The following is an 11,596-nucleotide window of genomic DNA, read 5'->3' as shown; positions in this document are numbered from 1 at the left end:
GACAGCGGCGGCGGAACAAGGCGAGAGAGTTTTACATGCACCGGGATTTATCGGAACAACACACCAAGGGCGAAGTGCTGATCGTGGAGGACACGCCGGCCTCGCTCAAGCTGCTCAGCGACCTGCTGACGGAGGCCGGTTATTACGTGCGCCAGGCCCCCAACGGCGAGCTGGCGTTGTGGACCGCCCAGTCGCGCCCTCCGGAGCTGATCCTGCTCGACATCCGCATGCCCGGCATCGACGGTTTCGAGGTGTGCCGCCGCCTGAAGGAGTCGCCCCAGCTGTGCAACGTGCCGGTGATCTTCCTGTCGGCGCAGCACGACACCGACGACAAGGTGCGCGGCTTCGCGCTCGGCGCGGTCGATTTCATCGCCAAGCCGTTCCAGGCCGAGGAAATCCTGGCCCGCACCGACGCCCATGTGCGCCTGAGCCGCGCGCAGCACGCGCTGGCGGTCGAACGCTCGCTGCTCGAGCAGCGCGTGGCCGAGCGCACCGAGGAACTGGCCAAGGAGGTCGAGCAGCGCCGCGCCAACGAGGAGTTCCTGCGGCTGGCGAGCCAGGTGTTCGAGGCCACCCAGGACGCCATCGTCGTCACCGACCGCGAGGCGCGCATCGTCGCCACCAATCCCGCCTTCACGCAAATCTCCGGCTACGAGGCGCAGGAGGTGATCGGCAAGAACGTCGTCATGCTGCACGCCGGCGGGCAGGACGCCGCCGCTTTCGACCAGATGCTGCAGTCGGTCATGAACACCGGCCTGTGGTCGGGCGAGATCATGGCGCGCCGCAAGAACGGCGACGTGTATCCGGGCTTGCTGAGCGCCTCCGTGGTGCGCGACGACGCCGGCCAGGTGGTCAACCACGTGGCCGTGTTCATGGATATCACCGAGCGCAAGGCCGAGCAGCACCTGATCGACTTCCTGTCCAACCACGACGCGCTCACCGGCCTGCCCAACCGCCTGCTGGCGCGCCAGCGCTTCGAGCAGACTTTGGGCACGGCGCGCCGCGAGGGCGGCTGCGTGGCCGTCATGTGCCTGGACATGGACCGCTTCAAGAGCATTAACGACTCCTACGGCCACGACGTGGGCGACAAGGCGCTGCAGGTGATCTCGCGCTTCCTGACCGATTGCGTGCGCGATGGCGACACCGTCACCCGCCAGGGCGGCGACGAGTTCCAGATCATCGTCGCCGACGACGCCCAGTTGAGCGCGACGATGCCGATGGCGCAAAAGATCCTGGCCGGCCTGCGCAAGGAGCTGGTGATCGACGGCCAGCAGATCACCGTCACCTCCAGCATCGGCATCGCCGTCAGCCTGACCGACGGCGACAGCTTCGATGAATTGCTGCGCAACGCCGACACGGCGCTGTTCCGCGCCAAGGAGATCGGCCGCGACAACTACGCCTTCTTCACCGAGCGCATGGACGCCGAGATCCGCGACAAGCTGGCGATCCAGAGCCAGCTGCGCGGCGCCATCGCCCGCAACGAGTTCGAGGTCCACTACCAGCCGCAAATGTGCCTCAAAAGCGGCGTGATGGCCGGCGCCGAGGCGCTGCTGCGCTGGAACAACGCGGTGCTGGGCCGGGTGCCGCCGAACCGCTTCATCCCGCTGGCCGAGGAGTATGGCCTGGTCAATTCGATCGGCGAGTGGGTGCTCGAAAGCGTGTGCGCGCAAATCAAGGTGTGGCAGGACCAGGGGCTGGGCGACATCAAGGTGGCGGTCAACCTGGCCGCCGGGCAGTTCGCCAACGATGCCACCGTGCCGTACGTGGAAAGCACCTTGCGCAAATACGGCATCGCGCCGGCCTGCCTGGGCCTGGAGATCACCGAAGGCACGGTGATGGGCGATCCGAACAAGGCGGTGGCGGCGCTGCGCAAGCTCAAGGACATTGGCGTGAGCATCTCGCTCGACGACTTCGGCACCGGCTATTCCAGCCTCAGTTACCTCAAGCGCTTCCCGATCGACGTGCTCAAGATCGACAAATCGTTCGTCGACGACGTCACCACCAGCGCCAACGACGCGGCGATTGCGCTGTCGGTGATCTCGCTGGCGCACAACCTGAACATGCGCGTGATCGCCGAGGGTGTGGAGACGCGCGAGCAGGTGCGTTTCCTGACCGAGCGCGGATGCGACGAGATGCAGGGATATTTTTTCAGTCCGCCGCTCAATGGCGAGGCTTTTACCGCGCTGCTGCGCGAACGACGTAATTTGCTGGACATGTAATCAACCCTTCCCCCACTGGAGCTCTATGGAAAAGAAGTTCGGCGCCGTCATTGCTGGCGCATGCATGGTCTTATCTCTCAACGCGGCCGCAGCCACCACCGCCCAGGCGCCCGCCGCCAAAGCCGGTCACGCCGACGCCCAGTTCAAAAACATCTACACGCAAGAGTGGACCTGGCGCCTGGGTCAGAAGATGGAGGAGGGCGAAGACGACGAAAAGGGCGGCACGACGACACTGCCCCGCATCGATCCGGCCACCCAGCAAAAGCGCCTGGCCTACTGGCAGGACGTGATGAAAAAGCTCGACGGCATCAAGCAGGACAAGCTGTCGGCCGAGGAATTGATCAACTACCAGGTCTACAAGGCGCAGATCGCGGCCCTGATCGACGCCCAGAAATTCCGTGAGTATGAAAAGCCGCTCAACGCCGATACGGCCTTCTGGTCCAACATGGCGGGTGCCGCGCGCAACACGCTGACCAAGGAAAAGGAATACCAGGACTACATCAAGCAGCTGTCGGACGTGCCGCGCTACTTCAACGACCAGATTGTGAACATGCGGGCCGGGATGGCGCGCGGCTTCACGCCGCCGAAGGTCACGCTGATCGGCCGCGACGGCTCCATCACCTCGGTGACCGAAGCCAAGACGCCGCAGGACACGGTGTTCTACCTGCCGTTCAAGGCCATGCCGGCGACCATCCCGGCGGCGCGGCAGGAAGAACTGCGGGCGGAGGGCGTGAAGGCCATCGAAACTTACGTGCTGCCGTCGTACCGCAATCTGCTCAAATTTATGCGCGACGAGTATGTGCCGAAGTCGCGCGAGGATCTGGCGGCGGAGAATCTGCCGGACGGTAAAGCCTATTACCAGTCGAAGATCGTCGAATTCACCACCACCACGATGAGCGCCGACGAGATCCACCAGATCGGCGTGAGCGAAATGGCCAAGATCCGCGCCGAGATGCTCGACGTGATCAAGCAGACCGGCTTCGAGGGCGACCTGCCCGCCTTCCTGCAGTTCCTGCGCACCGATTCGCGCTTCTACGCCAAGACGCCGGAGGAGCTGCTGATGCGCTCCGCATGGGTGGCGAAGAAGTTCGACGCCAAGGTGGGCCAGTACTTCGGCTACCTGCCGCGCCGCCGCTTCGCCGTGATTCCGGTGCCGGACGACCAGGCGCCGTTCTACACGTCGGGGCGCGGTGGTCCTGGTGTTTATCTGGTTAACACTTACAACCTGCCGTCGCGCGCCTTGTACAGCATGCCGGCGCTGACCTTGCACGAATCGGCGCCGGGCCACGCCTTCCAGATGCCGGTGGCGATGGAGCAGAAGGGCCGTCCGGCGTTCCGCAACGCTTACATTTCGGCGTATGGCGAGGGCTGGGCGCTGTATAGCGAGCGGTTGGGCGTTGAGATGGGGATGTACGAAACGCCTTATGAGGTATTCGGCATGCTCAGTTACCAGGCTTGGAGGGCTTCGCGCCTGGTGGTCGATACCGGCATCCATAGCAAGGGCTGGACACGCAAACAGGCGCAAGATTATTTGAAGGCCAATACGGCGCTGTCGGAGCACGAGATCGAGACGGAGGTGGACCGGTATATTTCGTGGCCGGGCCAGGCGCTGTCTTATTATCTGGGTGAGATGAGCATCATCAATGCGCGCAAGAAGGCCGAGGCGGCGCTGGGATCGAAGTTCGATATCCGCGCTTTCCACGATACGGTGCTGCAACTGGGTTCGGTGCCGCTGCCGGTGCTGGAAGCGCGTATCGATTTGTTCATCAAGGAAGGTGGCAAGAGCCCTTATCCGAGTCTGGATTAGGGTTGTCGGCGGCTCGTAGATGGCGGATTACGCTGCGCTAATCCGCCCTACGTGATTTAGATTTTGGCTAGTTGGTGAACAGCTTGAGTAGGGAGGGCAGCAACTGCGCGATGAAGATCGCGCTGACCACCCACTGGATAATCGAAGTCTTCGCTTCAGCAATATCAGCCTTGGTGGCGGCGCGCAATTCTGCAATATCGGCTTTGCTCGCACTCCTTAACTCTGCGATATCAGCTTTGGTGGCGTAGCCTAACTCTGCGATATCAGCCTTGGTGGCGTAGCCTAACTCTGCAATACCAGCCTTGGTCGCGCTCCTTAACTCTGCAAAATCGGCTTTGGTGGCGTGCCTCAACTCTGCAATATCGGCCTTGGTGACGTGCCTCAACTCTGCCAAGTCCGCTTTGGTTGCGCCGTTGGCTACAATTACCGCGACATCAAGTTTGATGGTAGTGAGGTCTGCTTCGATATTTTCGACGCGCTTTTCCATATCCCCATCATAGGGCGGCTCGCCACCGCCCGCAACTTCGCTGGCTTTCGGTTCATTTCTACGTTTGTCGGGTAGGGGCTGGCTGTTCATTTTCTCGCCTCGGCTAGATGAGTGTTAGATCCATCTCATCGCAAAAAATTCCCACCGGTGTTGGAACGTCGATACCAAGCGATTATTCTACCGCTTACAAGTGCACCAATTCGGTGCGGTTGAACCAAGTTGGTGCGTTAAGTCCACCTGCCACGGCGTGCTAGTTGTGTTCTGCTGGCACATACCTTGCATACGACAGACATTATTTAGAAAACCTCTAAGTCATGCCTGATTGCACCGCACCTTCCGACCTTGCCGCCAGCGCCGCGCACGCCGCCTGGCAGGCAAACCTCACGCTCGGATTCGCGGACGACGGCGGTACCACCCGGCTATTCAACAACATCCACTATGGGCCTCTGCGCGTGCAGAAGGCGCTGTACCCCGAAGACGCCAAGGTCTGCCACGCCATCGTGGTCCACCCGCCGGGCGGCGTGGTTGGCGGCGACCAGCTCGCGATCGATATCGGCGTCGGCGACCGCGCCCACGCCTTCATCACCACGCCTGGCGCCGCCAAGTGGTACAAGGCCAATGGCAAGGTCTCCCGCCAGACCGTCCACCTGCACCTGAACGAGGGCGCCGCGCTCGAATGGCTGCCACAGGAAACCATCTTTTTTGATACCGCTAACGTGGTGCTGGAACAGCACGTGGAGTTGGCCGCCGGCGCCACCTTCATCGGCTGCGAAATCCTGTGCATGGGCCGTCGCGGTTCCGGCGAGGTATTCAACACCGGTACCGTCACGCAGCGCAGCAGCATCCGCCGTGACGGGAAATTGATCTGGTGGGAGCAGGGCGCGATGGTCGGCGGTCGTCTCGGCAGTCCGCTGGCGCTGAATGGTCACACCGTCTGCGCGACCTTGATCGCCGCCGGAAAACCGCTGCCGGCCGCCGTGCTGGCCGAGCTGTTGTCCAACATCCGCGCCGACATCGCCGCCGACGGCGACCACGCCTTCGGCATCACCCATACCAAGGGCGTGCTGGTGGCGCGCCATCTGGGCGACGACAGCGAAACCGCGCGCCGCCTCATGCTCACCGCGTGGCGCCGGGTGCGCCCGCATCTGCTGGAACGCGAGGCCGTCACGCCGCGCATCTGGCAAACCTGATACTGGAACCCCGAACATGGATCTGACACCAAGAGAAAAAGACAAGCTGCTGATTTTCACCGCCGGCATCGTGGCCGAGCGCCGTCTCGCGCGCGGCCTGAAACTGAATTATCCGGAGGCGATCGCGTTGATCACCTGCGCCATCATGGAGGGCGCGCGCGACGGCAAGTCGGTGGCCCAGCTGATGGCCGACGGCACCCGGATACTGACGCGCGACCAGGTCATGGAAGGGATACCGGAGATGATCCCGGACATCCAGGTGGAAGCCACTTTCCCCGACGGCAGCAAGCTGGTTACCGTGCACAACCCGATACCCTGAACCGCATCATGAATACCCATTTACGTTCCACCCCGAGCCACCCCACGACACCTTTTTCAAGGAGATCACTATGATACCCGGTGAATATCTGCTCACGGAGGGCGAGATCGGCCTCAATGAGGGCCGCGAAACCGAGAGCGTGGTGGTGACCAACCAGGGCGACCGTCCGGTGCAGGTCGGCTCGCACTTCCACTTCTTCGAGGTGAACACGGAGCTCAAGTTTGAGCGCTGGAAGGCTTACGGACGGCGCCTGAACATCGCCGCCGGCACCGCCGTGCGCTTCGAGCCGGGACAACAGCGCACCGTCGAACTGGTGAAGCTGGGCGGGGACCAGAAGGTCTACGGCTTCAATGGAAAAGTGATGGGCAAGCTGGATACCAATCCACCGAAAAGCTAATAATAAAAGGCTAACATGGCTACAATCTCGCGCCGCGCCTACTCGGAAATGTTCGGTCCCACCAAAGGGGACCGCGTCCGTCTGGCAGACACCGAACTGTTTATCGAAATCGAGCACGATTACGCCATCTACGGCGAAGAAGTCAAATTTGGCGGCGGCAAAGTGATCCGCGACGGCATGGGCCAGTCGCAGCGCGTGCGTTCCGACCCGTTGGTGATGGACACGGTCATCACCAACGCGATCATCATCGACCACTGGGGCATCGTCAAGGCCGATATCGGCATCAAGGACGGCATGATCGCCGCCATCGGCAAGGCTGGCAACCCGGACATCCAGCCCGGCGTGACGATGATCATCGCCGGCGCCACCGAGATCATCGCCGGCGAAGGCAAGATCGTCACCGCCGGCGGCGTCGACACCCACATCCACTTTATCTGCCCGCAGCAGATCGAGGAAGCCTTGATGAGCGGCGTGACGACGATGATCGGCGGCGGCACCGGGCCGTCGGCCGGCACCTCCGCCACCACCTGCACGCCGGGGCCGTGGCACCTGCATTCGATGCTGGGGGCGGCCGACGCCTTTCCAATGAACCTGGGCTTCCTCGGCAAGGGCAACGTCAGCCTGCCGGAGCCGCTGGAGGAGCAGGTGCGGGCCGGCGCCATCGGCCTCAAACTGCACGAGGACTGGGGCAGCACGCCAGCCGCCATCGACAACTGCCTGAGCGTGGCCGACAAGATGGATATCCAGGTGGCGATCCACAGCGACACGCTCAACGAGGGCGGTTATCTGGCGGATACGATCGCCGCGTTCAAGGACCGCACCATCCACACCTTCCACACGGAAGGAGCGGGCGGCGGCCACGCGCCGGACATCATCGCCGCCGTCGGCGAGGGCAATGTGCTGCCGTCGTCGACCAATCCAACCCGCCCGTTCACCGTTAACACGCTCGACGAACATTTGGACATGCTGATGGTCTGCCACCACCTGGACGCGGCGATCGCCGAGGACGTGGCCTTCGCCGAGTCGCGCATCCGCCGCGAAACCATCGCCGCCGAGGACATCCTGCACGACATCGGCGCCATCTCGATGATGTCGTCCGACTCGCAGGCCATGGGCCGCGTCGGTGAAGTCATCATGCGCACCTGGCAGACGGCGCACAAGATGAAGGTGCAGCGCGGACCGCTGGCGCCGGATTCCTCGCGCAACGATAACTTCCGCGTCAAGCGCTACGTCGCCAAGTACACCATCAACCCGGCCATCACGCACGGCATCGCGCACGCAGTGGGCTCGGTGGAAGTCGGCAAGATCGCCGACCTGGTGCTGTGGAAGCCGGCCTTCTTCGGCGTCAAGCCGTCGACGATACTCAAGGGCGGCATGATCGCCGCCGCGCAGATGGGCGACCCGAACGCGTCGATTCCGACGCCACAACCGGTGCACTACCGGATGATGTTCGGCGCCTTCGGCGGCGGGTTGAAAAAGTCGTTCACCTTCGTCTCGCAGGCGGCGTTCGACGACGGCATCGGCGACAAGCTTAAACTGAATAAAACCCTCATCGTCGCCAAGGACATGCGCGCGCTGCGCAAACACCACATGATCCATAACGGCGCCACGCCGAAGATGGAAGTCGATCCCGAAACCTACGAAGTGCGCGCCGACGGCGAGCTGCTGGTCTGCGAAGCGGCCTCCGAGCTGCCGATGGCGCAGCGTTACTTCCTGTTCTAGACACTTATGCTGACCCTCCATACCAAACTTTCAGCGGCCGACCACGCGGCCGCCAACATCGCCGCGCAGCTGGTGCTGCCCTACGAATTGCGCGAGAAATGCCGCCTGCGCGCCACGCTGGACACCGGCGAGGATGTCGCCGTCTTCACCGTGCGCGGCACGGTGCTGCGCGACGGCGACCTGCTGACCGGCGAGGACAAGCGCGTCGTCAAGGTGGTGGCCGCGCCGGAGCCGACCTACAAGGTCACCTGCGCCGACGCCCACACCTTGCTGCGCTGCGCCTTCCATCTCGGTAACCGCCACACGCAGGCGCAGGTTGGCGATGGTTTCCTGCGTATTCGCGCCGACGCGGTGTTGAAGGAGATGCTGGCCGGCCTGGGCGCCAAGGTGGAGGAGGAGCAGGCCGCCTTCGAGCCGGAATCGGGCGCCTACGGCGGCGGTCACGCGCATCACGACGACGGCGGCCATCATCCGCTGGCGCCGATCCCGCTGCGCCAGAAGATCCACCGTCCCAGCGATCCGAAGTGAGTCCAACGGTGAACCAACGGTGAGTCCATTCTGATGCAGGCATCCGCATTATTGAATCTGCTGCAATTCGCCAGTCCGGCCCTACCGATCGGCGCGTACAGCTATTCGCAAGGGCTGGAGGCGGCGCTTGAAAACGGCATGGTCACCAACGCCGAGCAGGCGCGCGCCTGGATACTGCGTCACCTGCACGAGGTGGTGGCGCAGTGGGAAGCGCCGGTCGGCTGGCGGCTGATGCAAGCCTGGTCGCGCCGCGACTGGGCGGCGGTCGCCGAGTGGAGCGAGCGTTTTATCGCTTCGCGCGACAGCGCCGAATTCCGCGCCGAGACCATCCAGATGGGGTATTCGCTGACCAAGCTGGTCGCCGAACTGGGTATCGTCGACGCCGAGATGCTGGCGCACCTGCAAGGCGAGCCGGAAGTGGCGTTGCCGACCGCCTTCGCCTGCGCCGTGGCGGCGCTGGAGATCCCCCACGACGCCGCGCTGCTGGCGATGCTGTTCGCGTGGGCCGAGAACCAGGTGTTGGTGTGCGTCAAATCCGTGCCGCTGGGGCAGGTGGCCGGCCAGCGCATGTTGCTCTCGCTGCGAGACGATATCGAGGCGGCGGCGCGTTACGCGCAAACCGTTTCCGACGACGATATGTGCAATTGGGCGCCGGGATTGTCGCTGCTGTCGATGCGGCACGAGGTGCAGTACAGCCGTCTTTATAGATCATAACCAGATAAACAATATAAAACATATGAATACTTCCAATCCTTTACGCGTGGGCATCGGTGGCCCTGTCGGCTCGGGCAAAACCGCCTTGTGCGAAATGCTTTGCAAAGGCATGCGCGACCAGTTCGACATGGCCGTCATCACCAACGACATCTATACCAAGGAGGACATGGAGATCCTGCTGCGTGCGGACGCGCTGCCGGCCGAGCGGCTGATGGGCGTGGAGACCGGCGGCTGTCCGCACACGGCCATCCGAGAGGATGCCTCGATCAATCTGGAGGCGATCGCCCGCATGCAGGCGGATTTTCCGAACCTGGACCTGATACTGGTCGAATCGGGCGGCGACAACCTGGCCGCCACCTTCAGCCCGGAGCTGTCGGATTTGACGATTTACGTGATCGACGTTGCCGGCGGCGAGAAGATTCCACGCAAGGGTGGTCCCGGCATCACCCGCTCCGATCTGCTGATCATCAACAAGACCGATCTGGCGCCGCACGTGGGCGCGGACCTGGATGTGATGGCGCGGGACGCCAAGCAGCAGCGCGGCGCGCGTCCGTTCATTTTCACCAATCTGCGCAGCGGCGACGGCGTAACAGCCGTCATCGATTTCATCCGCGAACAGGGATTGTTGGGACAGACCCCACACGCCGCGTAACCAGGCAACGTGAAAACAGCATAACCACAAGGACACGTAGGGCGGATTAGGCGGAACGCCGTAATCCGCCATCTTTGAGCCGCCGACGGCGCATGCATTGGCGGATTACGCTGCGCTAATCCGCCCTACGTGTATCTTCGAAACGCATACTTAAACAGGAGATCGCATGTCTAATAAATCAGTACTCGCCATTGCGCTGGCGCTGGCCAGCACCGCCGCCGCCGCCCACCCTCAAGCTGGCGGCGCGCATATCCACGGTTTCTTCGAAGGCTTCGCCCACCCCTTCACCGGGATCGATCACTTGCTGGCGATGCTTGCCGTCGGCATCTGGAGCGCGCGCCAGTCCAACGCCAAATGGCTGCCGGCGACCTTCATCGGCATGGTGCTGGCGGGCGTGCTGACCGGCGTGGCCGGCGTCACGATACCCGGCCTGGAAACCGGCATCGCGTTGACGGTGGCGACGATGGGTGTGTTGATCGCGGTGGCGGCGCGCCTGCCGTCGGCGGTTGGCGTCACGATGGTGGGCGTGTTCGCGGTCTTGCATGGCAACGCGCACGGCCACGAGCTGCCCGCCGCAACCAGCGCCTTTGGCATGTTGGTGGCGACCACGATATTGGTTTATGGCGGGCGGACGCTGGGCCGCATCAGCCCCGCGCTGGCGGTGAAGGTCAGCGGCGCGGCGATCGCCGCCGCCGGCGTGATGCTGGCGGCGTCAGTGTAAAGCTACTCGCGCGGCTCGGCGCGGCGCTCGGACAGCACGATCGGCGCCGCATTTTGCGGATACAGCCCCTTGTGGCCTTCGAAGCCCTCGCGGATGGCGGCCATGTCGGTTTCCTGGTCGCCGGTCAGGAAAACATGGTCGACCATGCCCAATGTCTTGCTCGCGTAATCGAAATACACCAGCACCAGCGGCACCTTGGCCTCCAGCGCCAGGTGATAAAAACCGCTTTTCCAGTTGGGGCGATAGGCGCGCGTGCCCTCGGGCGTGATGCCCATCCAGTAAAAGTCCGCCGCATTCATGCGCGCCGCCTGCGTTTTGATGGTGCCGCTCGGCGTGCCGCGTTCGACCGGCTCGCCGCCGATCGCGCGCAGCCATTTGCCGAACGGTGTCTTGAACAGCGAGTCCTTGGCCAGAAAGCGCAGCGGCAGATTCAGCGCCCATTTGCACAGCAGCCCGATCGGAAAGTCCCAGTTCGACGTATGCGGATAGATCACCATGATGCCGCGCGGCCCGGGCAGGGGGCGGAACAGCACGCGCCAGCCAACCAGCTTAAGCAAGCGCAACGACAGCCGCTGCGAGAAGGTCGGCAGCGCCGCCGGTTTCAATTCAAAATCGCTCATCCACTCCACCCTGTCTTCGTTTTATCTTTTTGTCACTCTTGACAGGCTGGTATGGACCTGGTCAAAAACCGCGCACGCATTCTATATTGGCGACCTCGACGGGGCAAGCGCTTCGGGGATGGCCGCGCGCGGCGTTGGGGTGGGCGGGCGGTGCAGATTAGCCACGGGCCGAGGCAAAATTAGTGTATTTGAGGTATTGTAGCGATCCTGATAATTCTCA

Annotated in this window: 12 protein-coding genes; 10 read left to right on the top strand and 2 right to left on the bottom strand. The window is 63.1% G+C overall.

Going from position 1 to position 11,596, the window contains the following annotated elements; genetic code table 11:
* Positions 1–35 precede the first annotated feature (35 nt).
* Together NHH73_19490 and NHH73_19485 are read left to right on the top strand one after the other, a co-directional pair.
* A complete protein-coding gene (locus NHH73_19490; GenBank protein USX24791.1) occupies positions 36–2,219 on the top strand; it encodes an EAL domain-containing protein in 2,184 nt (727 codons plus the stop codon).
* A gap of 64 nt (positions 2,220–2,283) precedes the next feature.
* On the top strand, positions 2,284–4,026 hold the full coding sequence (locus NHH73_19485; protein ID USX24790.1) for a DUF885 family protein: 1,743 nt from the start codon (positions 2,284–2,286) through the stop codon (positions 4,024–4,026).
* A gap of 67 nt (positions 4,027–4,093) precedes the next feature.
* Here the strand turns inward: NHH73_19485 and NHH73_19480 are convergent, their stop codons facing one another.
* Positions 4,094–4,603 carry a hypothetical protein gene (locus NHH73_19480; protein ID USX24789.1) on the bottom strand — a complete coding sequence of 170 codons (510 nt, stop codon included), beginning with the start codon at positions 4,601–4,603 and terminating at the stop codon, positions 4,094–4,096.
* A 224-nt stretch (positions 4,604–4,827) separates the two neighbouring features.
* Between NHH73_19480 and NHH73_19475 the strand changes: the two genes are divergently transcribed.
* The 8 genes from NHH73_19475 (at position 4,828) to NHH73_19440 (ending at position 10,756) form a co-directional block, all read left to right on the top strand.
* Positions 4,828–5,703: an urease accessory protein UreD gene (locus NHH73_19475; protein USX24788.1), complete on the top strand. Its 876-nt coding sequence runs from the start codon at positions 4,828–4,830 to the stop codon at positions 5,701–5,703.
* 16 nt (positions 5,704–5,719) lie between these two features.
* Positions 5,720–6,022: an urease subunit gamma gene (locus NHH73_19470; protein ID USX24787.1), complete on the top strand. Its 303-nt coding sequence runs from the start codon at positions 5,720–5,722 to the stop codon at positions 6,020–6,022.
* A gap of 70 nt (positions 6,023–6,092) precedes the next feature.
* Entirely contained in the window at positions 6,093–6,419 is a 327-nt protein-coding gene (locus tag NHH73_19465) for an urease subunit beta (protein ID USX24786.1), read from the top strand.
* Positions 6,420–6,434: 15 nt separating this feature from the next.
* Positions 6,435–8,141, top strand: a complete 1,707-nt coding sequence (gene ureC, locus NHH73_19460) for an urease subunit alpha (protein USX24785.1) — start codon at positions 6,435–6,437, stop codon at positions 8,139–8,141.
* Between the two features lie 6 nt (positions 8,142–8,147).
* Complete coding sequence (gene ureE / locus NHH73_19455) at positions 8,148–8,669, top strand: urease accessory protein UreE (protein ID USX24784.1); 522 nt, start codon at positions 8,148–8,150, stop codon at positions 8,667–8,669.
* A 33-nt stretch (positions 8,670–8,702) separates the two neighbouring features.
* The gene (locus tag NHH73_19450) at positions 8,703–9,383 is read left to right on the top strand and encodes an urease accessory protein UreF (GenBank protein ID USX24783.1); all 681 of its coding nucleotides are present in this window, start codon (positions 8,703–8,705) and stop codon (positions 9,381–9,383) included.
* A 22-nt stretch (positions 9,384–9,405) separates the two neighbouring features.
* Positions 9,406–10,035 (top strand): urease accessory protein UreG, encoded by a 630-nt coding sequence (gene ureG / locus NHH73_19445; GenBank protein ID USX24782.1) that lies wholly within the window; start codon positions 9,406–9,408, stop codon positions 10,033–10,035.
* Positions 10,036–10,201: 166 nt separating this feature from the next.
* Positions 10,202–10,756, top strand: a complete 555-nt coding sequence (locus tag NHH73_19440) for a HupE/UreJ family protein (GenBank protein USX24781.1) — start codon at positions 10,202–10,204, stop codon at positions 10,754–10,756.
* Positions 10,757–10,758: 2 nt separating this feature from the next.
* Here NHH73_19440 and NHH73_19435 read toward each other — a convergent pair whose 3' ends face one another.
* Positions 10,759–11,376, bottom strand: coding sequence for a 1-acyl-sn-glycerol-3-phosphate acyltransferase (locus NHH73_19435; protein USX24780.1), 618 nt, complete (start codon positions 11,374–11,376; stop codon positions 10,759–10,761).
* Between the last annotated feature and the right edge of the window lie 220 nt (positions 11,377–11,596).

It is taken from the genome of Oxalobacteraceae bacterium OTU3CINTB1, from assembly GCA_024123955.1.
GTDB lineage: Bacteria > Pseudomonadota > Gammaproteobacteria > Burkholderiales > Burkholderiaceae_D > Rugamonas.
The sequence above is the reverse complement of the archived record's forward strand: the minus strand, read 5'-3'. Positions and strand labels throughout refer to the sequence as shown.

Coding starts and splice junctions, on each gene's coding strand:
- NHH73_19450 (USX24783.1), top strand. CDS start 8,703: ATGCAGGCATCCGCATTATTGAATCTGCTGCAATTCGCCAGTCCGGCC.
- NHH73_19475 (USX24788.1), top strand. CDS start 4,828: ATGCCTGATTGCACCGCACCTTCCGACCTTGCCGCCAGCGCCGCGCAC.
- NHH73_19470 (USX24787.1), top strand. CDS start 5,720: ATGGATCTGACACCAAGAGAAAAAGACAAGCTGCTGATTTTCACCGCC.
- ureE (USX24784.1), top strand. CDS start 8,148: ATGCTGACCCTCCATACCAAACTTTCAGCGGCCGACCACGCGGCCGCC.
- NHH73_19480 (USX24789.1), bottom strand. CDS start 4,603: ATGAACAGCCAGCCCCTACCCGACAAACGTAGAAATGAACCGAAAGCC.
- NHH73_19440 (USX24781.1), top strand. CDS start 10,202: ATGTCTAATAAATCAGTACTCGCCATTGCGCTGGCGCTGGCCAGCACC.
- ureG (USX24782.1), top strand. CDS start 9,406: ATGAATACTTCCAATCCTTTACGCGTGGGCATCGGTGGCCCTGTCGGC.
- NHH73_19435 (USX24780.1), bottom strand. CDS start 11,376: ATGAGCGATTTTGAATTGAAACCGGCGGCGCTGCCGACCTTCTCGCAG.
- NHH73_19485 (USX24790.1), top strand. CDS start 2,284: ATGGTCTTATCTCTCAACGCGGCCGCAGCCACCACCGCCCAGGCGCCC.
- ureC (USX24785.1), top strand. CDS start 6,435: ATGGCTACAATCTCGCGCCGCGCCTACTCGGAAATGTTCGGTCCCACC.
- NHH73_19490 (USX24791.1), top strand. CDS start 36: ATGCACCGGGATTTATCGGAACAACACACCAAGGGCGAAGTGCTGATC.
- NHH73_19465 (USX24786.1), top strand. CDS start 6,093: ATGATACCCGGTGAATATCTGCTCACGGAGGGCGAGATCGGCCTCAAT.